We start from the raw sequence: 24396 nt of genomic DNA on the forward strand, positions 1-24396 counted from the left end.
ATTTATGCTCCACGTGTAATCCGTGATGATAAATATAAGAGGACTACGATGCGCCAACAATACTAAATCGTGTCCTGTATTCCGGACAGAAATAAGACAAAAACGGGAAATAGTGAGATATTTACGGCGCAGATCACATTTTTCGTGGGATTCAGAGTGATATCGCTCGCAAATATGGGGAGCTAAAAATTTAATTCAGGATATTTTGGGTTTTCAGATCTGGAATGCTGCTCGCAGCGTGGGCCGGATAAAACGCATTGCATCGCCATCCAGCCCACGTTGAGATTTACTTACAGGGTAATCGTCAGCACATCCGCATCCGGCGTGACAACCGTTCCCCACTCACTGCCCACAGACGAGCCGCCCTTCACGCCGCTAACCTGCGTAATATTACGCAGACACAGCGTCCAGTTACGCGCTTCGCCACTTCCTTGCACGGTGATGGTATTACCCGTGCGCGTCGCCTTCAGCGTGAAGATAACCGAACCGTCAGCCGCCGGGACTTCACAAATCGCCTCCCGACCCTCCTGCAGATGGAACAGCTGGAACGCCGTCCCTTCGTGCCAGGCGTAGTCCGGCTTCTGGTTGTTGCAGCCCAGCGCCAGCAGTGTATTGTCGCGCACATAAACCGGCAGACTCAGGAAGTCATGCTGCTGCTTATGCCAACGGCTGCCCACCACCTCGTCGTTACGCCACAGATGCGTCCAGCGTCCTTCCGGCAGATAGAACTGCACATCACCCGCCTCGCTAAACACCGGCGCAACCATCACGCTATCGCCCAGCATGTACTGGCGGTCGAGATAATCACATGCCGGATCGTCCGGGAACTCCAGCATCATTGCGCGCATCATCGGCGTTCCGAGTTCATTGGCGCGCGCCGCTTCGCGATACAGGTATGGCATCATGCGGCATTTCTGCTCAGTGAAGTAGCGCACCACATCGCAGGATTCATCATCGTACGCCCATGGAACACGGTAGGATTTACTACCGTGCAGGCGGCTGTGGCTGGAGAGCAACCCAAACGCACACCAGCGCTTGTAGACGTGCGCCGGGGCGGTATTCTCAAAGCCGCCAATATCGTGACTCCAGAAGCCAAAGCCGGACAGGCCGATGGACAACCCGCCACGCAGACTTTCGGCCATCGATTCATAGTTGGCATAGCAGTCACCACCCCAGTGCACCGGAAACTGCTGCGCGCCGACCGAGGCCGAACGGGCGAACAGCACGGCCTCTTCTTCACCGACGGTCTCTTTCAGCACGTTCCATACCAGTTCGTTGTAGATGTACGCATAATGGTTGTGCATTTTCTGCGGATCGGCACCGTCAAACCACTGAACGTCAGTAGGAATGCGTTCGCCAAAGTCAGTTTTGAAGCAATCAACGCCGATATCCACCAGACCTTTCAACTTGTTGGCATACCACTCGCAGGCTTCAGGATTGGTAAAGTCATAAATCGCCAGGCCCGGCTGCCATTTATCCCATTGCCACAGGGAGCCGTCCGGGCGCTTGAGCAGATAACCTTTCTCTTTCAGTTCATTGAACAGCGGGGATTTCTGGCCGATATAGGGGTTTATCCATACGCAGACCTTCAGCCCTTTCTCTTTCAGGCGGCGGATCATGCCTTCCGGGTCAGGGAAGGTCACCGGATCCCACTCAAAGTCGCACCACTGGAAGGCTTTCATCCAGAAGCAGTCGAAATGGAAGACGTGCAGCGGCAGATTGCGCTCGGCCATCCCATCGATAAAACTGTTCACCGTCGCTTCATCGTAATTAGTGGTGAACGATGTAGTCAGCCACAAACCGAATGACCAGGCTGGCGGCAGCGCCGGACGACCGGTAAAGCGGGTATAGCGATCCAGCACCGCTTTCGGCGTAGGGCCGTCAATGACGAAATATTCCAGATACTCGCTTTCAACGCTGAACTGCACTTTTGACACTTTCTCAGAGCCAATTTCAAACGACACGCACTGCGGATGGTTTACCAGCACGCCGTAACCACGGTTGGTGAGATAAAACGGGATGTTCTTGTAAGACTGCTCGGTACTGGTGCCACCATCGCGATTCCATGTTTCCACCGTCTGGCCGTTACGTACCAGCGCAGTAAAGCGCTCGCCCAGACCGTACACTGTTTCGCCAACGCCCAGATCCAGGCGTTCAAACATATAGTTTTTCCCGCTGTTGGTGTCCTGCACGTAGCCGTTATTTTTCAGCTGGCTGCCGGTAATACGTTCGCCGTTACGCAGGAAATCCAGCGACCAGAACTCACCTTTAGTGACCCGCACGCTCAAATTACCGCTTTTCAGTTCGGCAAATTCAGCGGTGTTTTGTATCTCTACGTTGACGTCCTGCAGCACGTTCAGCGAATAGTGCGGACCGTTATTCAACGCGCCCTGGAAATGTTCCATACGCACACCCACCACGCCTTCCTGTGGCGAGAAAAAGCGCAGGGTGAAGAGTGGAGTATCCAGTTGCCAGGTACGTTCACGCACATCGCGCGGCGCAACGTAGACAATCATCTCGTTACCCTGTTGCTCGACCTCGAATACCTGAATCGGGTGAGTTAAATTCAGGCCAGGCTGCGTCAGCCAGTTTCCGTCGCTAATTTTCATCGTTGGTTCCTTAGTTCTGTAATTCTTTCGTCGAAAAATCCTGCTGATTGCGGTGCGCACCCTGAGCCAGCTGACTCATGATTTCCGTCAGATACGGCGTTTTCAGGGTATAGAAGCGTTTGGCAATCACGGCACTCAACAGGTAACAAATAGCCGGGACAATCGTGAACAATGCGATAATGATGCTAATGGTGGCGCTGTTCTGGGTTTTCGCTGCGGCATCGTAACCGCCGCCCGCCAGCATCCAGCCGATCATCGCCCCGCCGAGCGCCAGACCCAGCTTGAGCACGAACAGCGTGCCCGCGAAGCTGATCCCCGTCAGACGTTTTCCGTTACACCACTCGCCGTAATCAACGGTGTCGGACATCATCACCCACTGGATTGGCGTCACGAGCTGATGCAGTACGCCAATCACGAAGATGAAGGCGAACATGGTGAGGTTGGCGTGCATCGGCACGAAGAACATTGCCAGACTGACGACCGCCAGCAGGGCGTTCGTCCACCAGAAGACGCTGACTTTGCATTTCCAGTCAGTCAGCGGTTTTGCCAGCGCAGAGCCGATAAGATTGCCGACGCAATAGGTGGTGAGGAAGGCGACAAACACTTCCGGGGTACCCAGAATCCAGGTGACGTAATACATCATCGCCCCGCCGCGTACGCAGACGGCAAGGATGTTGAGGATGGTCAGCAGGCCGACGATGCGCCATTGGTCGTTCTGCCAGATGTCGCGCAGGTCTTCACGCATTGAGTTGCTGCTCGGCGGCGCTTCCACACGTTCTTTGGTGGTGAAGAAGCAAAATGCCAGCATCAGGAACGCCACAACCGAGAGCACAGCAATCCCGCCCTGGAAGCCCAGCGCTTTATCTTCACCGCCAATCAGATTCACCAGCGGCATCATCAGCACGGTGGAGAGCATGCCGCCCGCCGTCGCCAGCACAAAGCGCCATGACTGCAGGGAGATACGCTGCGTTGGGTCATTGGTTATCACACCGCCCAACGCGCAGTAGGGAATATTCACCACGGTATAAAGCAGGGTCAGCAGCGTGTAGGTGATTGCGGCATAAATCATTTTGCCGTGCAGGCTGAGATCCGGCGTGCTGTAGGCGAGCACACAGACCAGACCAAATGGCAGAGCGCCAAACAGCACCCACGGGCGGAATTTCCCCCAGCGCGAACGGGTGCGGTCGGCGAGCAGTCCCATGCAAGGGTCTGAGATAGCATCCAGCGCGCGAGCCAGTAAGAACATCGTGCCGACAAAACCGGCCGGGATACCAAAAATATCGGTATAGAAGAACATCATATATAACATAACGTTATCAAAGATGATGTGGCTGGCAGCATCGCCCATGCCGTAGCCAATCTTCTCTTTAACGGACAAAATCTCACTTTTCATTACGCATCCTTGTTAGCACTTTCACACGCACTGATACCGGTTACAGTTCTTGTAAACCATCCCTGTGAGCGCGGGTATTCCGATATCTCGTTATCAAATTACGATTCTTGTTTTCTGTGATCAGAGTAGCGTCAAAAAATGTGTCTAAGTGTAAGTAATGGATTTTGCGGGGATTTATTTGAAACTGGTCATGGTATGGAGAAACGGAAGTTAAAAAAGTGAGTGAGGGGGTGTGGAAACGTTTGGAAGTAGCTATAATGCGCCCCGCCTCCATGTAGCAATCGAGGCGCGGAAGATCGTCATCTCCGGTGAGGTGGCTGGACTTCAAATCCAGTTGGGGCCGCCAGCGGTCCCGGGCAGGTTCGACTCCTGTGATCTTCCGCCAAAATTTAAAACACCTTCCTAACAATTTTTATAATAATACCTAAAATATACCTATCGCATAATATTCTTTTAGTGTTAAGTTTGTATTATTTCCTATAAGTTACCATTGATGGCTATTAGTTCAAGATCGGAGATAAGAACATGAGTTCAGGAGATATCGTTGCATATATCGGTGCAGCCGCTTGGCTACCTCAAATAGTTCATATTTTTTATAAATTCATTACCAAGCCAAAGCTGAGATTTTATTATAACAATACAGTTGAACTTAGTTATACCTCTTTTGGACCTATATTTAATTTAAGAATGAATCTTCTTTCTAATAAAAAACCATTATTAATTGAAGATCTTTCAGTTGAAATAAAACATACTGATGGTGATGTTCATATTCTAAGATGGGTTGGCATTACTGAAATGCAAAGTGAGATCAGTGATAATAATGGGAATAAACAGTATATTACAAAAGATTACCCTGCGATTGCAATAAATCTTTTTCAAGATCTGCTAACAGAAAAGTTTATTAAATTTCAAGAACCAAAATTTCATGAGAAAGACTTATCGTTGCAAAATGAATTATTATCTCATATGAATTTTCTTAAAAGTAAATCGTCATCAGATTTTTCTAAAGAAACAATGGAGTCAGAACAATACCATAAACTAGTGGCATCAAGGAATAATTTTTTTTGGTGGAAACCAGGTGAATACACAGTGACTGTCAACGCAAAATCTTTTGATAGTTTTTCATTAGAAAACAACATTTTTAAATTTAAGCTAAACCAGACAGATATTGATTTATTGAGGTTTAACATCCCTAATATTTCTAAATTTATTAATTGTCAAATTACTCAGTCAGATGAAATTGAAAATATAAAATGGAACTGGCTTAATCCAAAAATATTAAAGTAATAATTAAGCAAGGCACAGCACAATTTTTCTGTGCCTATTCTTTTGTTTCTTTTAGAAAATGAGCAGCATTGATTCTTTTAATTTCCTCTCTGCCAAGATTTTTCAACCAATTCCCCAAACTCATCCCCTCTGCTTTTGCAGCAGCCTCGAACTGCGCCTTTAACTCAGGCGTGATACGAATCTGGAAAGTTGGTGCTTTTCCGGATTTAGACTGATTTGGATCGCGTTTCGCCGTTGACATGTACGTACCTACAAGAGCAGTATACCACCAATCAGGTACGTACCTTTGTATCTGACGACCTGACTTATAAACGCCCTCGCCTGGTATTCGCAGTACCCGACGAGAGCTAACCTCATCAACTATCAAGGAGTTGATTATGGCTGATTCGCATTCTACCCCAGACATCGACCAATCCGGAACCGAACGTTCGGTAATTGTGGGATACCGCCCTAATGTTTTCGACAAATCTACACCCAAAATTATTCTTTCAGGCAAGTGGCTACGCGAAGCGGGGTTTGATACGGGGCAACAGATTACCGTAAAAGTGATGAATGGCTGTATCGTCCTGATGGTCTATGGCGAGCAGGAGCAACGGTTGCAGGATGAGCTGAAAGAGGCCAATCAGAAGTTAAATAGAATTGAGAGCACGCTGGCGACTCTTCAGTGAAGCAAGGCTGAACCTGCAAGCGTTACTTACAGCTTAACCAGGTGCCGGAAAGCGCTAACGCTTATCCGGCCTACGATTCCCAGAAAAAATAAAGCCGCCAATCGGTTAATCAGCGGCTTTTCCATTACTCACTTACATTAGAAATTATATTTCACCCCGAGCATACCGCGGGTATCACTGTAGCCTTTGTCACCAACCTGTTGGGCCACGTTGCTCCACACGTTGAGGCGCGGAGTGATTTGACCTTCAACGCCGACTTTCAGCTCGCCGATGTTTTTGGTGCCGCGCATGTCATTGCTCACATCGTCCATCTTCACGCTGGTCGTCTGTGTGTTGTGGATCCAGTTGGCTTCAACAAACGGCTGGAACTCGCGAGATTTACCGTCATCGATGGCGTTGTGACCATTAATAAAGGCTTTCACACCCAGACGGGTCATCAGGTTGCCATCGGTGTTGTCCTTCACGCGGGTACCGTTCGCTTCGCGGTGACTGTCGGCTTGCACGTCCATCCATACCACCTGCGCTTTCGGTTGCAGCCAGTAGCTGTTGCGTTCGCTTTCACCCAGTTTGAAGCTGTAACCGGCTTCAACCGAAGCGGTTATCCCGCTGGATTTGTATTTCTCTGCTGCCTGCTCCTGGCCCATCACTTTGTTATCAAACCAGTTGTACAGGGCCCAGGTATCCACGTAGGTGCCGGTCTTGTCGGCGTCATTGGCATACCATGTGCCGTACAACCCCACGCTGTAACCGGTGACCTGGCCACGTGAATGGTAGCCGGTCAGGCTGGACCGCGTGCGGTTCTGGCTGTTGGCATAACCGGCCATCGCGCCGAGGTGCCAGCGGTCAAGACCGTCGCTACTCCACTGCGCCAGGTCGCCGCCTAGCTGCATCACATAGCTGTTGCTTTGGGTTTTCAACTGCCCGCTACCGTCTTTGAAGCGGGTATGCGCCCCAACGTTACGCATCCACAGGCTGGTAACTTTCTTCTCGCCTGTCAGCATATCGACGTACTGCGTTTCACCCAGACGATCGTGCAGTCGGGTCATAAACAGCGTGTTAGCCGCATAGTTGTTCGCCAGATAACTGCCTGCTTCCGGACGGTATTGCTGCTCAGTGACAGGAGGCGCAACAGGTTCTTCCGGCTCAGGGATAATCGGGTCTACAGGATCGACCGGGTCTGGATCAATAGGGTCAACCGGGTCCGGATCAACAGGGTCAGGGTCATGCGGATCGACGGGGTCCGGGTCCTCCGGATCCGGCGGAGCAGGAATAAAGCTGGTCAGATACCAGTTACTGCCTTTCTGCACAACGTTATAGTCGTACGCTCCGGCAACAATACGGCCCGCTTTCTCAAAAGTACCGTCAGAATTACCGGCCACTTCGATGATCTCAATACCTTCAATGGTCTGCGCCCCGGTTCCGCCAATGTTATTCACCGCCACAAACGCATTACCCGCGGTGTTGCCGAGCACTTTCAGCTTGTCGGTTTCGGAGGTATCGTCATTCAGGACAGTATTGAAAACCAGTTTGCCGCCGTTCCCGGTAAAATCTTCATTGATGGTAAGCGTCTGCCACGGTTCGCCGTCAGCATGCCCAAAGTTCACCACTGACCCGCCGTTCAGCGTCAGGTCGGTGAGCGTTGAGCTGTTAGTCATGTTCCAGGTCGCGTCGCTCATTTGCAGCGAGATAACGCCCGTCCCGGCAGTGGCGCTGGTGATGTATGACGCCCCGCTCCACAACGAGTTGTCGGTCATGTTGAGCTTAATGGTACTGTTTTGCTGCGGCAGGCTGCTGGTTGCAGCAGTCGCGCCAGCGGCATGAAGATCGCCGTCGATAAGAAAACGCCCGCCAGTAGAACCGTCTACGATGCCGCCCGTTTCGGTGCTGATGGCATAACTTTCGTTGCTGTGATCGCCCGCCATGGTAATGGCGGCACCGCCTGCCAGATTTATCGCCCCGCGTGAAGTCGCATACAGGCCGCGTGGCGCTTTGCTGTATGACGCCGCTTTCGCCGAACTGTTCACGTTGATCGTTGCGTTTTCACCGAGATTCACGGTCGCGTTGGTGGAATAAACCGCATGAGCGCTGACGCCGTTGACCGTAATCGTCGCGTTGTTGCCCAGTTCCGTTTTGGACGATGAGGCGGCATAAATCCCCGTTGAAGAAGCACCCGAAGTCTCAATGGTGGCGTCATTGCCAAGCAGTATCGAGGAACCGTTCTGCCCGGTGCGAAGACCCTCTGAACTGTCACCTGTCGTCACAATGTGTGCCCGGTCGCCGACCACAATTGTATTTTTGGCCTGCGTGGCGTCTTTCATCGCGTTTGCTGTGATACCACGTCCCTGGGAACCGGTGGTTTGAATATACAGATCGTCGCCGACGTAAATGCTGGCCGAGCCCTTCCAACCCTGGCTATAGGAGTTGTAACCGGCGTTAATACCGTCACCATCCTGACCGTCCACATAAATACTGGTGCGATCCCCGGTGATGATAAAGACCGGGTTATCCGGCGTATTGGCCCCGTGCGTGCGGATACCGTCAACATCTTTACCATTATTGGCGGCATTCTTCGACTGCGTGCGAATCGTCAGGTCGTCCCCAAAAATAACGCCCGGACTACCCGTTGTACTGTTCTGAATAACGGTAACAGAGTGCTCAAAAGCTTCAGCGCCGGGTCCATTAATCGTTAATCCATTGCCATAAACGGGAATCGTGCCCGCACTCCATTGATAAACATAATTCGGCATGGCGCTGGTTTTAGCGAAACTGGCATTTGCCTGCGCTGGAATTATTGCCTGCAATTCCGGGGGCAGACTGCTAACCAGTCCGGTGGAGGGTAGACTATCAACGTCAACCCATGCCGCTTGAGCTGAAAATACCATAGAGGTTAATGCGGCTGAAACCGCTATGGCAATACGAGAATAAGATTTGGGATTTGGCATATTAGCCTCCTGCTTTCAGGCGTAGAGCGTCCACCACATCGCAAGGATGTGAAAATAATAAAATTCAAAAATACGTTATAAAATATTCGACAATATTTGATGAATACTATGGCCTAACTTATCTTCAAGCCTGAGCTTGTAGACATATATTTTCTTAATATCGATATTATCTATTTTGGTAATTTGCTGAATACTTTTCCCTGACACAAAACGCTTCAGTAATATCATTTCAGTATAGTTAAGTGAGCGTCCACGTTTGCTGTTAGCGAGATGACCCGTAAAGAGTCGCCTAATTTTCTGATGTTGAACTTCGTCATCATCATCAGAATATATAATCCCTTGTATTTTATTGCTTTTGGACAGCCAGTAGTTGGCTAACGGCGCCAGGTTCCTGTCTGCTATCAACACAATATGCATACCGCTGTAGGCAAGCCGGTCAACCCATTGCGGGTCGGCAAACAGGCGCAGATTCGGGAAAGAAAAGTCCACAAAAATAAACCCACGCGACAAATGGTTTTGATTATTAAGCAGAAGCTTTTCAATAATTCCTTTTTGCAGAAAGCCATTCCCCTCAGGCCAGATCGCAAATGCGGCACGGTGACAGTAACTGGCACGAACCGCAGTATCCGGAAATAATTGACAGGATAATTCACAGCTTATGCAACGAACAGTCTGTGACGGTGATCTCTTCATCAAAAATGACTCCTGTTATTTTTCCATAAATATTTCATTGGTAAATAAATGTGTCAATCCAACACGTAGTACGTTCCTTGTCAGCTAATAACAGTGGCGCTAATAAAATGTAATAAACTCCTGATGCACTAATATGTATGGTCTGTGAGTAATACGATTGCGCTAAGCTTATTTACGCTTTATCTCAGAATAACAACCTATGCATTAGGAATTTTATGCATAAATTCAGATTCCAGGATAAACAGTAAAAAAGCACTATTTGCTAAAAAATAACCTGCGTAAAAGTTACTTACTAATTACGTAATTCTGATAACTCAATCACCCTTGTCATGTTGTGGACAAATATAAAGATAATTCAGATAAAACTGTAATGAATTCTCATTATTTAACCTTAGTTAATTCTCACCTAAGAAATGAGATTACTAACACATTGTATTTAAAGAGGTTTTAATGAATTGGTGAAATTCTTATCTTCGTTCATGAACAAAGAGTGAGGCGCATTTTCGATTTGGATGTAAAATTTAAAGGATGCGTTAGCACACGCTGTGATTCGTTTTGGTTACTGAGGGCTGGGCAATTGTACCTTATCAATCAGTTGGTCGAATTTAATCCTGATAGCAAAAGTCTGGTCAATCGTCAGACCGGGCGAGCAATTCAGCTCCAGCTCCCTGCCTCGCTCTGTTTTCTCTATTTAATTACTCACGCAAGTGACATTGTTTCCCAGAACACGTTGATGACAATTGGTTGGGGTGAAAGAAATAATGTGACCACCACCAACACATTTTACCAGGCTATTCTGACGCTACGAAACGCGCTGGCGGACGTGGGGTTACCTCGTGATACGGTGAAAACTATTTCCCGACGCGGGCTCAGATTAAATGAGAATACGCAAGTAGAGACAATAACGCTTCAACAGAGTGAAGTTTCCCCGTCGCCGGTTATTGAAGAAATCACCCCCGCAAAGATAATTCCTTCGACACCACAACAAACGACGCAGATACCCTGGTTTGAGGTTTTATTTAGCGCCAGTGTCGTGATTGCCACGTTGATCATCTGGCTGGTGTGGTATCAAACGCGCCCTGTTATGCCGTTTAGTAAATTTGTCCAGGCTTCCATGCAGACGCCATCGCGGCAAAATTGCAAAATCTATTACTCACCAAATGAACACGACCAGCAAGGCTATTTCAATCTGATGCAGTTACATCCCTATCTCTGTGAAAACAACAAGCACGTGTTTCTTACCGGTTACAGCAAAGCGGAAAGGATCGTGGCATTTGTCTGTGATAAAGATGCACGGGTGGATGCTAACGCATTTTGTTCTACTCATTATTACTGGATGCGCGGGCAATGAAAAAAACACGCCACCTTATAGTGCTCGTGGCCGGGCTGGTTACTGTGCTCGGTTCAGGCGGATGGTTATGGCATTCACGCTATGCCGACAAACCGCTGAATTGCATCGGTAACATGGAATGGAATATTGGCAGCAACCGCTTTATCGGTACGTTATCGTTTCGGATGTACAACAGTGAAGGCCTGGCCACTATTACCGGCAAACTGTACGGGCGTAATACCTCAGACATTAGCAGGAACATCTATTTTAACTACACCCAAAAGCGCGATGCCCGAGTGCTGCAGGCGATGCAGGTCGTCAAAACCTTCGCTGACACCGCTGATGAAGCGGATATTAACGACACATTACCTGGATTTTACCGCCAAAGCGGACGAAGCCTGAGCCTGGTCATGGAGGAGTATAAAGGTGCATGGATTTTTGCCAGCTCCAATGTGCCCTCGCTGTATTGCCGCAAAAGGTAACGTCATATCCGGAAACAAAAAGCACGGCCCCTCAATGAAATTCACATTTGTCATCATTGACTTACGCGACATGGGTCACTGAATCCACACATAACCCATTGCTATTCTTCATCGCGAATCAGGAAACATCCTGAATATCATAATATCCGTTGCGTAATAATTAAGCGAAATGGGCGTTATATTTTGCCCAGAAGACTTCAACCTACGGATGGATATTTGGAGAAGACGTGGGCAGGGGCGTTTATCTCTCTCGCGAGCAATGTCTGAGCGTTCAGGCGTTATCGCATTTCAGGAAACGGTGTGTTTCCGGTGTATTTTTGGCGTACATATGAGGGATACGTAATGTTTACTTTTAAAAAGTGCCTGATTGCACTTTCTATAAATTTGGCCGTTGTTTCATCAGGTTTTGCTTGTACGACCCTGCTGGTCGGCAACGAAGCATCAGCGGACGGCTCCATGCTGGTCGTCCGTAGCGCAGACAGCGATGCCCTGAAAGCACAGCATTTTGTCATTCATCCGGCAAAGCAAAATCAGACCGGGGTATACAGCACCAAAGCACATAATGGTGCGAATGATTTTACCTGGCCACTGCCGAAAAACTCTCTGCGTTATACCACTGTCCCAAACTGGAAAACCCAACTGCACGGCGCGACCGGATTTAACGAGCTGGGTGTCGGCGTGAGCGGTACAGAATCCATTTTTGCCTCACCGAAAGCACTGGCCGCCGACCCGTACGTTGAGGATAAAGGGATCACCGAAGACGATATCCCGGATATTCTGCTGTCACAAAGTAAAACCGCACGTGAAGCTGTGGCGCTGTTGGGCCATATCGTTGAGACCGTCGGCGCAGGCGAAGGTTTTGGCGTTGCCGTCGTCGACGATAACGAGATCTGGTACCTGGAAACCGGTAGCGGCCACCAGTGGATGGCGCAGCGTCTGCCGAATAACCAGTATTTTGCCACCGGTAATCAGGGCCGCTTACAGGATTACGATCCTAAAAGTCCGGACATGATGGCGTCAAAAAACCTGATTCAATTTGCGACTGAAAAAGGACTGTACGATCCGGCGAAAGACGGTAAATTCAACTTCTCCAAAGCCTATACCCGTGATGACGAGCGTGACCGCACGTATAACGACCCTCGTGTATGGACCATCCAGAAAGAATTCAATCCTTCCGTAAATCAGGATATGACCAAAGGGCGCGAATTCCCGGTCTTCATGACGCCAGAGAAGAAAATGACGCTGGACGATGTGAAGGCCGTGTTGCGTAGTCACTATGAAGGGACCAGCCATGACCCGTACACCAACGGTCTGAACGGCAAAGAGCCATGGCGTCCGGTCAGCGTTTTCCGTACCTATGAAGCGCACGTCATGCAGGTCCGTCCGTGGTTGCCAAAAGAGATTGGTGAAACGACCTACATTGGCCTGGGCATGGCTGACCTCACCGCCTTCGTTCCGTACTACAGCGGCCTGAAAGCGTATCCGGCTAACTACACGATGGGTACCGATAAAGCGGACGATCAGTCTATCTACTGGAAATATCGTAAATTACAAACGCTGACGATGACCGATTATCCGAAGCTCGCACCAATCGTCAAAAAAGCCTACAAAGCGTGGGAAGACAAAGTGGCGAAGGAGCAAAAAGAGGTCGAAGCAGAGTATCTGAAGATGGCGAAAACCGATAAACCCGCCGCGGATAAGATGCTGAATGACTTCAACCTGCGCATCATGGCCGACGCCGAGAAGCTGACGGAAGATCTGACTAATCAGCTCTTTACCATCCGCACTAAAGACATTCAGTCTGATATTTTCTTTGCGAATGCAACGAAAAAAGACTGAGTAACGACGCGATAGTATTCTGGCGTAAAGCGCTTATTAGCTTTGCGCCAGCATTTCACACCGTGCCTTCACCGCCTCGTGCAGAAGGCGTACCGCGGTTGAAAGCTGCTTCCGATGCGGGCAAATCATATTCAGCGGGACTTTCTCTCCCTGATAATCCGGCATCAGCAGTTGTAATCGACCGTCACGCACATCCTCGCTGACATCCAGCCACGACTTGTACGCCACACCTTCTCCGGCAATCGCCAGGCGCCGGATCACTTCCGCATCGTCACTCATAATGGTGCCGTTAACCTGCACACTGCTGACCTCGCCGTTGCGCGTAAACGTCCAGCGATCGTGCAGGCGGCCGCGTAATACGAAAGTCATGGCGTTGAGCTGTGTTAAATCATCCAGTTTTTGCGGCGCGCCGTTTTGCTCAACCCATTCCGGTGATGCCACCAGCACGCGTCGGTTACCCGGTGCAACCGGCAGCGCAATGTAGGACGCGTCTTCGGTGTTGCCATAGCGAAACGCAACATCGACGGGGTCTTTAAAGACATCCGTTACCTGGTCGGAGAAAAAAATCCGCAGGCGCAGCGCGGGATAGCGGCGTCGAAACGACTGAAAGACCGGTAGCAGCAGGTTACGACCGAGATCGGAAGGCACAGCGATTTGCAGCGTGCCTGACACTTCATCTTCCGGGGTCTGAATTTTTTGCAGCCCGGCATGCATTACATCCAGCATCTGGCGGGCATAGGGTAACCAGACTTCACCTTCTGGCGTCAGGCGCAGGCTGCGCGTGGAGCGAGCGAACAAGCGGATAGCCAACGTAGACTCCAGGCGCTTGATAGCTGAACTGACCTGAGCAGGCTGAACGCCGACTTCGCGCGCGGCATCACTAAAACTATTCAGCGCCGCGGCGCGGACAAACAACGTGAGATCTTCAAGCCGGAACATTTTCACTCCCCGAGTATAAGTCCTGTCGCCATAGGGCTATTTTTCCCGTTCTGTTACCGGTTTACCATCAAATTATATCAACAGATATACCCTAAATAATTCGAGTTGCATGAAGGCAGCAAGAGAGTGAATCTCCAGGAGCATAGCAAACTATGTGACTGGGGTGAGCGAACGTAGCCAACGCACATGCAGCTTGAAGTATGACGGGTATAAACTGATTCCTGTGACCGGAGAGAATATGAAAGCCATCGCCATTACCCGCGCCGCGACCGACGGCAATAACATTGAATTTTTACAAGAGATTGACCTGCCCATGCCAGTTGCTACCGGGCACGATCTGCTGGTTGAAGTGAAAGCCATTTCCGTCAACCCCGTTGATACCAAGGTCCGCGAAGGTTTTAACGCTGATGTGCCGCGTGTGCTAGGCTGGGACGCCGTTGGCGTGGTGAAGTCCGTGGGCGAAGCCGTCACCCTGTTCGCACCCGGTGATGAAGTCTGGTACGCCGGAGCGCTCGGCCGCGCTGGCAGTAACAGTGAATTTCAGCTGATTGATGAACGTATTACCGCGCTGAAGCCAAAAACACTGGATAATGCTTCTGCTGCGGCGCTGCCACTGACAGCTATCACCGCCTGGGAAATGCTGTTCGACCGTCTGGGCGTTGAGGAAAATGGCAATGAAGATGATGTATTATTGATTGTTGGCGCGGCTGGCGGCGTCGGTTCTATTCTGACACAACTGGCCAGTAAGCTGACCAAAATGACCGTCATCGGTACCGCATCGCGTCCGCAGAGCCAGAAATGGGTACGTGAAGCGGGCGCTCATCATGTGATTGACCACAGCAAGCCGTTGACGGAAGAGCTGGCACGGATAGGCATTAAAGAGGTGACGCACGTTGCCAGCCTGAACAATACCGAGCAGCACTATTCGCAAATTATTGCCGCACTGGCGCCGCAGGGCAAACTGGCGCTGATTGACGATCCGCAAACTCTTGATGCGCGCCCGCTGAAGGCCAAAAGCATTTCGCTGCACTGGGAGTTTATGTTTACCCGTTCGATGTTTACCACCCACGACATCATTGCTCAGCATCAGTTACTGACCCGCGTGGCGCAGCTGATCGACGACAGCATCCTCCGTACCACGCTGGGCGAACATTTTGGCGCGATTACCGCGGCAAATCTGCAAAAAGCCCACACGCAAATTGAAACCGGTCGCTCGGTCGGCAAGATTGTGCTGGAGGGGTTTTAACATGTCTGATTCTGACGTGATTTCAATTATTGCGGTACTGAAAGCCAAACCGGGGAAAATCGACGCGCTGAAACAGGCGCTACAAGCTCTGCTGCTGCCCACACGCCGGGAGCCGGGCAATATTGAATATGCCCTGTTCCAGTTACGCGACACGCCGGATGTGTTCTACGTGCGCGAATCCTGGCGCGGTCAGGCCGGTCTGGATGAGCATATCGCTCTGCCACATTTCCAGGCGTTCATTCTACAAATGAACGATCTGCTAGCCGAACCGCTACGGCTGGATTATCTGACGCCGATTGAGCCTTAATGTCTCGACGCTCCCCCGCAGCTATGCGGGGGATTTCCATCAGCCATTACGTCCGGCCATAACACCGCCATCCACATCCCAGATGGCGCCAGTTACCCATTGCGCTTTGTCTGACAACAGGAAGGCGACGGATTCAGCCACATCACGCGGCGTACCAACCCGACCAATCGGATGGAAGCTGTCAAAGCTACTCATCACACCTTGTACGTCTTCTTTCGGGATAAATCCTTCGTAGATAGGTGTATGCACGACTGCTGGCGAAACGGCATTGACGCGGATCCCATTCGCCCCCAGCTCGATGGCCAGATTTTTAGTTAATGCATGCAGGCCCGCTTTTGCCATTGAGTACGCAGAAGAAGGTGTTGCGCCAATTGCCTGTTGCGCCCACATCGAACCAATATTCACGATGGCACCCTGGATGTTAGCCGCCACCATATTGCGCACGACATCGCGGGTGATAAAAAACGTCGCGCGGTTGAGGCTCATGTACAGTTCATAATCTTCAACTTCATGATCAGTGAAAGGTTTTGGGAAGAAAACCCCAGCTGCATTTACTAACAGGTTGATGTCTTTGTGCTCAGCATTCACCGTTGCCATCACCTGCTTAACGCCCGCTTCTGACATCAGATCCGCCACAATGACAGAGACGTCACCCAGCTCCGACAACGCCTGACGGGCCCGTTCCGCTTTCTCGGCGCGATTGCCAACCAGCACCACTCGACCACCACCCTGGAGGATCAGTTTTGCGGTTTCAAATCCGATACCACTGGTACCGCCCACCACTAACAGTTTTTTGCCGACAAATAATGTGTTCATCGCTAGCCTCGTTTCACGTATTCGTTAATGCGCTAACAATGCCACTCCCCTGAGGCGCTGACGAATGAGAAGAAATAGCGAACCGAGAAAGAAAATCTATCTCGATGGCATATACTGAAGATATTCACAAAACGGGAAATGACCTGATGCGCTCGCTTAATCGGCTTAAATGGTTACACGCTTTTGAGGCCACAGCCCGCCACGGCAGTTTTACTGGTGCGGCGCAGGAACTGGGGGTCACTCCGGCTGCCGTTGGGCAACTGGTTCGTGCGCTGGAAGACTGGGTTGGCCACCCGCTGCTGCATCGAACCCGTTCAGGCAAAGAGCGTCTCACGCTGGTCAGCGAAGCACAGGACGCGTTGCGTGAAATAACCCAAGGACTGGATAGCCTAGAATCTGGGCTGAACAAGTTACGCGGCCGACGGGCGCGCTCGGTGGTGATCATCACGGCCTCTCAGGTACTGGTGATGAACTGGCTGATGAGCCGCCTCAATCGTTTCTCACAAGCGCATGAAAACATAGAATTACGCTTGAACGTGACGGAAAAGCTGATGGATGTTGCTCATGGCGAAGCGGATCTGGGCGTACGTTGCGGTAAAGGCGACTGGCCTGGGGTAAATAAAACCTGGCTGATGGATGAAGAAGCGGTTCTGGTTTGTAGCCCACGTATTGTGCCAGTAGATAAAATATCCTGTGGAGAATGGTTGGCCGCACAGAAGCTTATCCATGATGACACTCCCCACCCCGGCGCCAATTTCCCGGGCTGGAATGATGTCCTGACCGCCACCCAGGCACCTGCCGTTCGCGACAGTGGATTGCACATCAACTCTACCTCTGCAGTGATTCTGGCGGCGCTCAGCGGTCAAGGTGTCGCCATTGTGCGTAGGGCATTGGTGCAGCAGTTACTGACAGACGGACAACTGGTTCAGCTTCATCCCAACACCCGCTGGCCTCTGGCGTGGTCTTACTACATTGTTACGCCACAGCACGCGGTAATGCGCCCGGAGGTAAAAGTCTTTAATGACTGGTTGATTGCGGATGTGCTGGCAGAAATCACAACCATCTCTGCTATGATGCCTGCACACAAATAAAACAAAACAACATGCCGAGGGAAAGATGAGTTCCACCAGAAGAGGGATGATGAACGTCCTGATTGCCGCCGTATTGTGGGGAAGTTCAGGCGTTTGCGCGCAATACATCATGGAGCAAAGCCAGATGTCGTCGCAGTTTCTGACCATGACGCGCCTGATTTTCGCCGGGCTCATTCTGCTGATGCTCTCTTTCGTTCACGGCGACAAAGTGTTCTCCATTATCAAAAACCGCAAAGACGCCATCAGCCTGCTGATTTTTTCCGTGGTTGGGGCGCTCACCGTACAGCTAACTTTTCTGCTGACTATTGAAAAATCCAACGCCGCTACCGCGACGGTGCTGCAATTTTTGTCACCGACCATAATCGTGGCGTGGTTTTCCGTGGTGCGCAAAGCACGACCGGGGATTTTAGTGCTGACTGCGATCTTCACATCGCTTATCGGCACCTTCTTGCTGGTCACCCACGGTAACCCGACGTCGCTGTCTATCTCACCTGCCGCGCTGTTCTGGGGAATTGCCTCGGCGTTTGCCGCCGCGTTCTACACCACCTACCCCTCAACGCTTATCGCGCGCTACGGCACGCTGCCGGTCGTCGGCTGGAGTATGTTAATCGGCGGCATGATCCTGCTGCCGTTTTATGCCGGACAGGGCACTAATTTCGTGGTGAATGGCAGTTTGATTCTGGCGTTTTTCTATCTGGTGGTCATCGGCACATCGCTGACGTTTAGCCTGTACCTGAAAGGCGCGCAGATGATTGGTGGACCGAAAGCGAGCATTTTAAGCTGCGCGGAACCGTTGAGCAGCGCATTACTATCCCTGCTGCTGTTAGGTATTACCTTTACCCTGCCAGACTGGCTGGGCACGCTTTTGATCCTCTCTTCGGTAATACTTATCTCAATGGACTCACGTCGCCGCGCCAGAGCGGTTTAACACCAACCGGCGCGGCAAAAGGTCATGATTACCAGCCCGGAACCGCGCCACCGTTAAAGATAGTTTCTGCCGCCTTTGCCACTTCCGGTGACTGATAAGATTCCAGGAACTCTTTCACATTCTCGGCATCTTTATTGTCTTCTCGCGCCACCAGAATGTTCACGTACGGTGAGTTTTTGTCTTCAATAAATACGCTGTCATGTACCGGGGAAAGCCCGGTTTGCTGGATGTAGGTGGTACTGATAATCGCCACATCCACTTTCTGATCGTCCAGCACACGCGGCAACTGCGCACCTTCCAGTTCCATAATTTTCAGATGCCGCGGATTATCAGTAATATCCAACGCTGTTGGCAGCAGGCCGGTATCCGCTTTCAGCGTAATTAACTTCTCTTTTTGCAGTAGCAACAGTGCCCGGCCCAGGTTGGTTGGATCGTTAGGTATCGCAATCGTTGCACCGTCTTTTAGTTCAGCGACAGTTTTGATTTTCTTCGAATAACCAGCCATCGGGAACACAAAGGTATTGCCCACCGCAACCAGCTTATAGTCGTGTGCTTTATTATCTTGTTCAAGGAACGGGCGATGCTGGAAGACGTTGGCATCCAGCTCACCATGATTGGTGGCATCGTTGGGCAACAGAGAACCGCTAAAACCCACCAGTTCAACCTCCAGACCATATTTTTCTTTAGCGACTTTCTTCGCGACCTCCGCTACATCCTGCTCAGCACCGTTAATTACACCCACTTTTATATGCTTTGCATCACTGCTCTGTTGATCGCATCCTGCCAGCAATAATCCCGCCAGTAATACCGCCGCCCCGGCCCCGAAATAAGGTATCTTCAGCTTCACGTTTTATCCTTTTGCAATAACCGCCTGATGAGTAATGAAATGACTATAGCGGGAAGGCCGCTGCGGTTTAAAAAACGAAAAAGCATCAGCAAGAAGAAAAAAGCATAATGGGGCTAAGATAAATTAGTCGGAAGATACTGTTAGTTCATCAATTGCAAGCCCGGTAATAATTAGCACCAGTTCACGATCGATCCCCTTCTCAAGCATGGCATGGGCTATCCGCAACGCTTCGTCCTTTTTTCCCTCGCGTTTGCCCTCTAGCAACCCTGTCCTTCGTCCCGACTCACGTAAGCATTCTGCAATCGTCATTAATCTCTCCTTATGCTGGGGAACGCGCAGAGCAACCTCTCGAATAAACGCCTCAAAACGCGGTGCGCTGCCAGACTGCACCAGGTAATTAAATAGCGTTTCTACCTGACTGTCATTAGCGTGTCCTTTATATACGTCAAAATGCCCGATAGCGCTTACGCTGACCGGGCTGGTGACATGAGGTTATCTGTAGGCCGGATAAGCGAAGTGCCATCCGGCGATAGCAACATCACACCAGGGTTTTAACTATCTCCATCAACCTGACGACGTCTGCAGGCCGGGTATTACCGGTCTGTGGGTCGATAATCGAGCTGTAAACATGCGGCATGACGCGCGGTACTCCCGCCTCCAGACAGGATTGCAGGATAACGCCGAAGTTATCGAGATCGATACCGCCGGTCGGTTCAATCAGCGTCATGCCGTTTCGTGCTGCAGTCGTCGCCAGTGCGTATAGCTCAGGCAGCGACTGTTCACCGCCCATTGGGAAGAACTTCGCCGCATGGGCTCCTGAATCCAACATCATACGGACCGCTGCCTCGCAGGAAACGCGGGCTGGCGTGCCCCGGCTGCTTCTGACGCCGGTCGAGATCAACACGTCCCCCGGCGTGCCAGTGGGACTGACTAACGCGTTGATATGGGTCTGTTCACCGCCCGTTGCCGCCAAGGCGCCTGCCGCAAACCCGCAACCGGTAAAGGTCTGGTTGACGTGTGCTGGATGTACCTGTGAGGCAATCATCGCCGCTTTGTAATACTGCGCCGGGTCACCGGCCCCCAACCCCACAGAAATCGACGGCACGTCGTTCATCCAACGTTTTACTTCCAGAACCCCTTCCTCAACCGAGGAAAACTGCGCCGAAAGAATGCCAATCACCGCGTGGCCTTCGGCAGCATCATAGATTTCCCGCGCATTGGCGATATCCTTCGCCAGCACGTTAATAGCCACTTTATTACGATAAAAATTAATGTGCTGCATGTTCTGCAATCTCCTTTAATCGGGCCACGATCAGCGCCATTTCCCCTTCTGCGACCGTACGCGGGTCAAGACTAAAGACGCCCTGATGAAGGTTGTAACGGCGAGCGTAGATCGCGATATCGCCCTCACGCAGGTGCGCTTCTACAGCGTAAGCATCCATTCCCAGCACCTGCGCATTCACCCGAATACGAATCCGCCAGATATCGCGTCCGGCCTCATCCTGCTCGATATCCGCATCCAGTCCGCGAATCTCTGAAATCGCCTGCGCCACGGGGCGGAGCTCTTCGGTGGTGACTACGGTTTGTCCCTGATGGTAGTTTTCCAGGGCATACACCAACCCAACCATATTCTCTTTGCCGATTTTCATCGCCCGGGCAATCCCGTGGTGCTGCGCTTTACACGCGGCAATCCACTGTTTCTTCCCGGTGATAAATCCGGAGGTCGGCGCGTTAAAAGCTTTTGCCCCGCTGTAGACCACCATATCCGCCCCGCTCGCCACCCATGCGTGTAAATCCTCCTCGGCGGCAGCATCGACAATCAGCGGCAGGTTGTGAACCTGCGCGATCTGCACAAAATCCGCAATGCTCAACATCCCCTTCTGCACGCAGTGGTGCGATTTCACGTACAGCAGCGCGGCGGTGCTATCGGTAATCGCGCTCTCCAGCTGCCAGCGGGCCGCCAGATTACTTGAGCCAACCTCCACCACCCTCCCGCCGCCCAAACGGATGGCGCTGGTGATAGGCGCACCGTAGTCAACGTTATGCCCGCGCAGCATGACCACTTCATTGGCCATACCTGCGCTGTCCGGCATCAGCGAGACTCGCGCCTGGTCACCACGGGTAATGGCGGCGGCAACAGCGATAGCAATGCCCGCCGATGCACAGGAGGTGACATAGCTGTCTTCAGCCCCGGTGTAGCGGGAAACCAGTTCTCCAGTTCTGTCCACCAGCCGATCAATTTCAACAAAGGCTGAAGCAGCCCGCGCGGTGGCCTGCATTACTTCCGGCGCTACGCTGGAAACCCCCAGAATCGTCATCTTGCCGCAGGCGTTAATGACCTGTTTTAGCCCCAATTGTTGGTAGATATTCTGTGTCATGGCTTACAGCACTCCCAGCAGCGAACAGACCACGCTGAGCGCGACAATCGACAGTAAAATCGTGGTGTAACGCGGCCCTTTCTTCACCAGATAGAAATAGATGGCGAACACCGCCGCCAGCGGCAACAGGCCGGGGGCAATAGAGTCGAGGATTTGCTGGACCACCACTTCAGAGCCTTTCAGGGCGCTAAGTTTTAACGGCGTGGTGATCTTGACGTAGCTTGCAGAAAGCGCGCCCATCATGATCAAACCCAGCACGTTAGCGCCGTAGATAAGTTCCTTTATTCGCCCTCCCTGCAGCAGCCCAATTATCGAGTCACGCCCCAGCGTATAGCCTTTGTGAACCATGCCATAGCTGATTGCCAGCGTAATAGCAGGATAGAGAATTAACGGTACAATTCCGCCCATCGCGCTGCCATTCGCCGCAAACGGGATGAATATAGCAATTAACAGCGGCATCACGGCGGCCCAGATGATGGAGTCCCCCATCCCGGCCAGTGGTCCCATCAACCCGGTTTTAATCCCGGTAATTGAGGCGTCGCTGATCGGCTCGCCGCGGGTTTTCTGTTCCTCCATCGCAATGGAGATCCCCTGAATCACCGCCCCGAACGTCTGCTCCGAGTTGAAGAAGTTCAAATGGCGTTTCAGCGCTTCAACCTGCTCCTCTTTTTGCGGGTAGAGTTTTTTGATGATCGGCGTCATTGAGGCGCAGAAAATAAGGCTTTGCAAACGCTCATAGGAGCTGGAAACTTCCGCGCCTAGCCAATAGATAAACCAGGCTTTGGTGATGTCTGCTTTGGTCAACGTGCCGCTTTCACGCGCGCGCTCCACCAGTTCATGCTGCATTACATCGCTGCTCATCATGCTGCTCCTTCATTTTTCGCCAGACCTTTAATGAGGAAGGCCACACAGGTACCAAAGATTGCCATCGCCATGATGTCTACCTTCAGGTACAGCACCGCAAAGAAACCGCCGATAAACCATGGCAGCAGGCTCTTTTTACCGATCACCATAATGGTGATGGCGAAGCCCAGCGCAGGCAGAATGCCGCCCATAATTTCAAAGGAGTGCGTCAGCCAATGCGGCATCAGCTTAAGGAAGCTTTCCACAACGTCCTGACCAAAATAGTTGGCGGCGAAGACCACCGGGAAACGCAGTACCAGTCCGAGCAACGCCGGGTAGAGGAACGCACAGCGCATAATGCCCGCCATGTTTGCCGTTTCCGCATGCTTGTCGGCCATATGTACCCACGCCGCGTTTAGCGTGCGGCGCAACTGGTCGAGGAACACGCCGATAACGCCAAACGGGATCGCCAGTGCGATAGCCAGGTTCGGGTCCATTCCGGCCTTCACGGCGATAGGAATTGAAATGCAGGCAGCCAGCGCCGGATCCGACGGGACGTTGCCGCCTGGCGTGGAGGTCACGCCGAGATAAACCAGCTGCATACCTGCACCGATGATCATCGCCGTTTCCATGTTGCCTAACAGCAGACCAACGAATACGGCAATCACCACTGGCTGTAGCAGCATGGCGGAGAAGGTGTAGCCAAGGCGTAATCGGGCAAACCAGTAATACAACCCCATCAGGCTTGCGAAGACTAAAGTATCCATAATTAAGTACCCTGTTATCAAAGAATTAGAATTTTTTCAGGATATCGTCCAACGACTGAGGCTTATCTTCCGGGATAGTCTGGAAGAACACCTGAATCCCACGATTTTTCAGGTCGCTCAGAATGCCGACGTCTTTTTCATCCAGCGTAATGTTCTGGAATACCGCTTTGCGGTTTGGCCCACCGCCCAGCCCACCGACCTGAATGGTGGTGACATCAAAACCCAACTGGACCGCTTCCTGAACCGCCGCCAGAGAGGGGAACAGCACCAGAACCTTGCCGTCACCAAGCTGGTTTTCTTTCCATGCGGCGGCAAAACTCTGGTTACCAAAGCAATCCACTTTGATGTTCGGCGGCGCGGCCATCAGGTAGATGTTTTTCATAAACGGATCGGCATCCAGCTCATCGCTGACCACCGCAATCCGGTTTGCCTGAGATTGCCCAACCCATTTGGTCACCACTTGTCCATGAATCAGACGGCTATCGATACGACATAAAACGATGTTTGCCATGATGTTTATTCCTTATTGTGATTGTTGTAATTGACGTACGTGGGCAACAACGTCCAGGCAGCTACTACGCCCAGCCTCGACCAGATCGGCCACGCAGGTGGTCAGTTGGCCATGCTCGCGTTTGTCGAGCGCCTCCAGTAACAAAGAGGCGTTGAGCCCTGAAATCACTGCCACTGGGTAATCGGCGCTCAGCCGTGCCGCCACGTTAGACGTGGTGCCGCCAATAAAATCAGTCAGGATCAGTGAGCCTTCCGGCATAGTTTTCACTACGGCTTCGACGCGCTGATAAAATTCGCCGAGCGTATCAACGGGCATTAGCGGAATTTCCGTCACGCCTTTGATTTCACCCATCACCATGCGCAGGCTGTTGCAAAGCTGTTGCCCCCAGCCGCCATGGGTCAGCAGCAGGATCTGGGGCAAGGATTCAGTGGTAGTCAAAATGGCCTCCTGGCTCGATTACATAGACATAGGTAAACAGAG

Annotated in this window: 23 protein-coding genes, 1 tRNA gene and 1 pseudogene; 10 read left to right on the forward strand and 15 right to left on the reverse strand. The window is 51.4% G+C overall.

Going from position 1 to position 24396, the window contains the following annotated elements; translation table 11 throughout:
- Positions 1-290: 290 nt before the first annotated feature.
- Positions 291-2609, reverse strand: coding sequence for an alpha-xylosidase (gene yicI, locus OGX90_RS17720; RefSeq protein WP_286624399.1), 2319 nt, complete (start codon positions 2607-2609; stop codon positions 291-293).
- 10 nt (positions 2610-2619) lie between these two features.
- A complete protein-coding gene (locus OGX90_RS17725) occupies positions 2620-4002 on the reverse strand; it encodes a glycoside-pentoside-hexuronide family transporter (RefSeq protein ID WP_103014665.1) in 1383 nt (460 codons plus the stop codon).
- A gap of 290 nt (positions 4003-4292) precedes the next feature.
- Between OGX90_RS17725 and OGX90_RS17730 the strand changes: the two genes are divergently transcribed.
- Positions 4293-4387: transfer RNA gene (locus tag OGX90_RS17730), tRNA-Sec, on the forward strand.
- A gap of 140 nt (positions 4388-4527) precedes the next feature.
- Entirely contained in the window at positions 4528-5289 is a 762-nt protein-coding gene (locus OGX90_RS17735; protein WP_286624401.1) for a hypothetical protein, read from the forward strand.
- 34 nt (positions 5290-5323) lie between these two features.
- On the opposite strand, the gene OGX90_RS17740 is transcribed toward OGX90_RS17735, so the two are convergent.
- Entirely contained in the window at positions 5324-5530 is a 207-nt protein-coding gene (locus OGX90_RS17740; RefSeq protein ID WP_131405440.1) for a toxin-antitoxin system HicB family antitoxin, read from the reverse strand.
- A 136-nt stretch (positions 5531-5666) separates the two neighbouring features.
- Here OGX90_RS17740 and OGX90_RS17745 point away from each other — a divergent pair, with 136 nt between their 5' ends.
- Positions 5667-5957, forward strand: a complete 291-nt coding sequence (locus tag OGX90_RS17745; protein ID WP_286624404.1) for a SymE family type I addiction module toxin — start codon at positions 5667-5669, stop codon at positions 5955-5957.
- Positions 5958-6094: 137 nt separating this feature from the next.
- Here the strand turns inward: OGX90_RS17745 and misL are convergent, their stop codons facing one another.
- Together misL and OGX90_RS17755 are read right to left on the reverse strand one after the other, a co-directional pair.
- On the reverse strand, positions 6095-8899 hold the full coding sequence (misL, locus tag OGX90_RS17750) for an intestinal colonization autotransporter adhesin MisL (RefSeq protein WP_213752159.1): 2805 nt from the start codon (positions 8897-8899) through the stop codon (positions 6095-6097).
- Positions 8900-8974: 75 nt separating this feature from the next.
- Positions 8975-9592, reverse strand: a complete 618-nt coding sequence (locus OGX90_RS17755; protein WP_032945410.1) for a helix-turn-helix transcriptional regulator — start codon at positions 9590-9592, stop codon at positions 8975-8977.
- A 577-nt stretch (positions 9593-10169) separates the two neighbouring features.
- Between OGX90_RS17755 and OGX90_RS17760 the strand changes: the two genes are divergently transcribed.
- From OGX90_RS17760 to OGX90_RS17770, 3 genes are all read left to right on the forward strand, one after another.
- Entirely contained in the window at positions 10170-10943 is a 774-nt protein-coding gene (locus OGX90_RS17760; protein ID WP_234692500.1) for a winged helix-turn-helix domain-containing protein, read from the forward strand.
- Complete coding sequence (locus tag OGX90_RS17765) at positions 10940-11404, forward strand: YqeJ family protein (protein ID WP_286624407.1); 465 nt, start codon at positions 10940-10942, stop codon at positions 11402-11404. Before OGX90_RS17760 ends, OGX90_RS17765 begins: the two co-directional genes overlap by 4 nt.
- Before the next feature lie 342 nt (positions 11405-11746).
- Positions 11747-13243, forward strand: a complete 1497-nt coding sequence (locus tag OGX90_RS17770) for a C69 family dipeptidase (RefSeq protein ID WP_234692477.1) — start codon at positions 11747-11749, stop codon at positions 13241-13243.
- A 36-nt stretch (positions 13244-13279) separates the two neighbouring features.
- On the opposite strand, the gene OGX90_RS17775 is transcribed toward OGX90_RS17770, so the two are convergent.
- Positions 13280-14182 carry a LysR family transcriptional regulator gene (locus tag OGX90_RS17775; RefSeq protein ID WP_048215260.1) on the reverse strand — a complete coding sequence of 301 codons (903 nt, stop codon included), beginning with the start codon at positions 14180-14182 and terminating at the stop codon, positions 13280-13282.
- A 238-nt stretch (positions 14183-14420) separates the two neighbouring features.
- Between OGX90_RS17775 and OGX90_RS17780 the strand changes: the two genes are divergently transcribed.
- Both OGX90_RS17780 and OGX90_RS17785 read left to right on the forward strand, forming a co-directional pair.
- Positions 14421-15428, forward strand: a complete 1008-nt coding sequence (locus OGX90_RS17780) for a zinc-binding alcohol dehydrogenase family protein (protein WP_286624409.1) — start codon at positions 14421-14423, stop codon at positions 15426-15428.
- Between the two features lie 16 nt (positions 15429-15444).
- On the forward strand, positions 15445-15735 hold the full coding sequence (locus tag OGX90_RS17785; protein ID WP_162623446.1) for a putative quinol monooxygenase: 291 nt from the start codon (positions 15445-15447) through the stop codon (positions 15733-15735).
- 39 nt (positions 15736-15774) lie between these two features.
- On the opposite strand, the gene OGX90_RS17790 is transcribed toward OGX90_RS17785, so the two are convergent.
- Entirely contained in the window at positions 15775-16551 is a 777-nt protein-coding gene (locus OGX90_RS17790) for an SDR family NAD(P)-dependent oxidoreductase (protein WP_125363063.1), read from the reverse strand.
- 146 nt (positions 16552-16697) lie between these two features.
- On the opposite strand from OGX90_RS17790, the gene OGX90_RS17795 reads away from it, so the two are divergent.
- Both OGX90_RS17795 and OGX90_RS17800 read left to right on the forward strand, forming a co-directional pair.
- The gene (locus OGX90_RS17795; protein ID WP_048227379.1) at positions 16698-17642 is read left to right on the forward strand and encodes a LysR substrate-binding domain-containing protein; all 945 of its coding nucleotides are present in this window, start codon (positions 16698-16700) and stop codon (positions 17640-17642) included.
- Between the two features lie 25 nt (positions 17643-17667).
- The gene (locus OGX90_RS17800; RefSeq protein ID WP_003827166.1) at positions 17668-18570 is read left to right on the forward strand and encodes a carboxylate/amino acid/amine transporter; all 903 of its coding nucleotides are present in this window, start codon (positions 17668-17670) and stop codon (positions 18568-18570) included.
- Between the two features lie 28 nt (positions 18571-18598).
- On the opposite strand, the gene nlpA is transcribed toward OGX90_RS17800, so the two are convergent.
- The 8 genes and pseudogenes from nlpA to OGX90_RS17840 all read right to left on the reverse strand — a co-directional run bounded on the left by nlpA (position 18599) and on the right by OGX90_RS17840 (position 24354).
- Positions 18599-19417 carry a lipoprotein NlpA gene (gene nlpA, locus OGX90_RS17805; RefSeq protein WP_048237034.1) on the reverse strand — a complete coding sequence of 273 codons (819 nt, stop codon included), beginning with the start codon at positions 19415-19417 and terminating at the stop codon, positions 18599-18601.
- A gap of 123 nt (positions 19418-19540) precedes the next feature.
- Positions 19541-19855, reverse strand: a pseudogene (locus OGX90_RS17810) (Rpn/YhgA-type helix-turn-helix domain-containing protein); the annotation flags it as partial.
- A gap of 100 nt (positions 19856-19955) precedes the next feature.
- Complete coding sequence (gene dagF, locus OGX90_RS17815) at positions 19956-20699, reverse strand: 2-dehydro-3-deoxy-phosphogluconate aldolase (RefSeq protein WP_286624410.1); 744 nt, start codon at positions 20697-20699, stop codon at positions 19956-19958.
- A complete protein-coding gene (gene dgaE / locus OGX90_RS17820) occupies positions 20686-21795 on the reverse strand; it encodes a D-glucosaminate-6-phosphate ammonia lyase (RefSeq protein ID WP_125363066.1) in 1110 nt (369 codons plus the stop codon). Before dgaE ends, dagF begins: the two co-directional genes overlap by 14 nt.
- A gap of 3 nt (positions 21796-21798) precedes the next feature.
- Positions 21799-22659, reverse strand: a complete 861-nt coding sequence (locus OGX90_RS17825) for a PTS system mannose/fructose/sorbose family transporter subunit IID (RefSeq protein WP_005121522.1) — start codon at positions 22657-22659, stop codon at positions 21799-21801.
- A complete protein-coding gene (locus OGX90_RS17830) occupies positions 22656-23405 on the reverse strand; it encodes a PTS mannose/fructose/sorbose/N-acetylgalactosamine transporter subunit IIC (protein ID WP_003023960.1) in 750 nt (249 codons plus the stop codon). Before OGX90_RS17830 ends, OGX90_RS17825 begins: the two co-directional genes overlap by 4 nt.
- A 25-nt stretch (positions 23406-23430) precedes the next feature.
- A complete protein-coding gene (locus OGX90_RS17835; RefSeq protein ID WP_003023959.1) occupies positions 23431-23916 on the reverse strand; it encodes a PTS sugar transporter subunit IIB in 486 nt (161 codons plus the stop codon).
- A gap of 12 nt (positions 23917-23928) precedes the next feature.
- Positions 23929-24354 (reverse strand): PTS sugar transporter subunit IIA, encoded by a 426-nt coding sequence (locus tag OGX90_RS17840; protein ID WP_032945423.1) that lies wholly within the window; start codon positions 24352-24354, stop codon positions 23929-23931.
- Positions 24355-24396 lie beyond the last annotated feature (42 nt).

It is taken from the genome of Citrobacter sp. Cpo012, assembly GCF_030333015.1.
In the GTDB taxonomy this organism is placed as follows: domain Bacteria; phylum Pseudomonadota; class Gammaproteobacteria; order Enterobacterales; family Enterobacteriaceae; genus Citrobacter; species Citrobacter portucalensis.

What these genes read in the sequence shown, in the direction of transcription:
- OGX90_RS17780 (WP_286624409.1), top strand. Translation starts at nt 14,421, where the DNA reads ATGAAAGCCATCGCCATTACCCGCGCCGCGACCGACGGCAATAACATT.
- yicI (WP_286624399.1), bottom strand. Translation starts at nt 2,609, where the DNA reads ATGAAAATTAGCGACGGAAACTGGCTGACGCAGCCTGGCCTGAATTTA.
- OGX90_RS17800 (WP_003827166.1), top strand. Translation starts at nt 17,668, where the DNA reads ATGAGTTCCACCAGAAGAGGGATGATGAACGTCCTGATTGCCGCCGTA.
- OGX90_RS17755 (WP_032945410.1), bottom strand. Translation starts at nt 9,592, where the DNA reads ATGAAGAGATCACCGTCACAGACTGTTCGTTGCATAAGCTGTGAATTA.
- dgaE (WP_125363066.1), bottom strand. Translation starts at nt 21,795, where the DNA reads ATGACACAGAATATCTACCAACAATTGGGGCTAAAACAGGTCATTAAC.
- OGX90_RS17740 (WP_131405440.1), bottom strand. Translation starts at nt 5,530, where the DNA reads ATGTCAACGGCGAAACGCGATCCAAATCAGTCTAAATCCGGAAAAGCA.
- OGX90_RS17765 (WP_286624407.1), top strand. Translation starts at nt 10,940, where the DNA reads ATGAAAAAAACACGCCACCTTATAGTGCTCGTGGCCGGGCTGGTTACT.
- OGX90_RS17835 (WP_003023959.1), bottom strand. Translation starts at nt 23,916, where the DNA reads ATGGCAAACATCGTTTTATGTCGTATCGATAGCCGTCTGATTCATGGA.
- misL (WP_213752159.1), bottom strand. Translation starts at nt 8,899, where the DNA reads ATGCCAAATCCCAAATCTTATTCTCGTATTGCCATAGCGGTTTCAGCC.
- OGX90_RS17775 (WP_048215260.1), bottom strand. Translation starts at nt 14,182, where the DNA reads ATGTTCCGGCTTGAAGATCTCACGTTGTTTGTCCGCGCCGCGGCGCTG.
- OGX90_RS17830 (WP_003023960.1), bottom strand. Translation starts at nt 23,405, where the DNA reads ATGGATACTTTAGTCTTCGCAAGCCTGATGGGGTTGTATTACTGGTTT.
- OGX90_RS17735 (WP_286624401.1), top strand. Translation starts at nt 4,528, where the DNA reads ATGAGTTCAGGAGATATCGTTGCATATATCGGTGCAGCCGCTTGGCTA.
- OGX90_RS17725 (WP_103014665.1), bottom strand. Translation starts at nt 4,002, where the DNA reads ATGAAAAGTGAGATTTTGTCCGTTAAAGAGAAGATTGGCTACGGCATG.
- OGX90_RS17825 (WP_005121522.1), bottom strand. Translation starts at nt 22,659, where the DNA reads ATGATGAGCAGCGATGTAATGCAGCATGAACTGGTGGAGCGCGCGCGT.
- OGX90_RS17745 (WP_286624404.1), top strand. Translation starts at nt 5,667, where the DNA reads ATGGCTGATTCGCATTCTACCCCAGACATCGACCAATCCGGAACCGAA.
- OGX90_RS17795 (WP_048227379.1), top strand. Translation starts at nt 16,698, where the DNA reads ATGCGCTCGCTTAATCGGCTTAAATGGTTACACGCTTTTGAGGCCACA.
- dagF (WP_286624410.1), bottom strand. Translation starts at nt 20,699, where the DNA reads ATGCAGCACATTAATTTTTATCGTAATAAAGTGGCTATTAACGTGCTG.
- OGX90_RS17770 (WP_234692477.1), top strand. Translation starts at nt 11,747, where the DNA reads ATGTTTACTTTTAAAAAGTGCCTGATTGCACTTTCTATAAATTTGGCC.
- OGX90_RS17790 (WP_125363063.1), bottom strand. Translation starts at nt 16,551, where the DNA reads ATGAACACATTATTTGTCGGCAAAAAACTGTTAGTGGTGGGCGGTACC.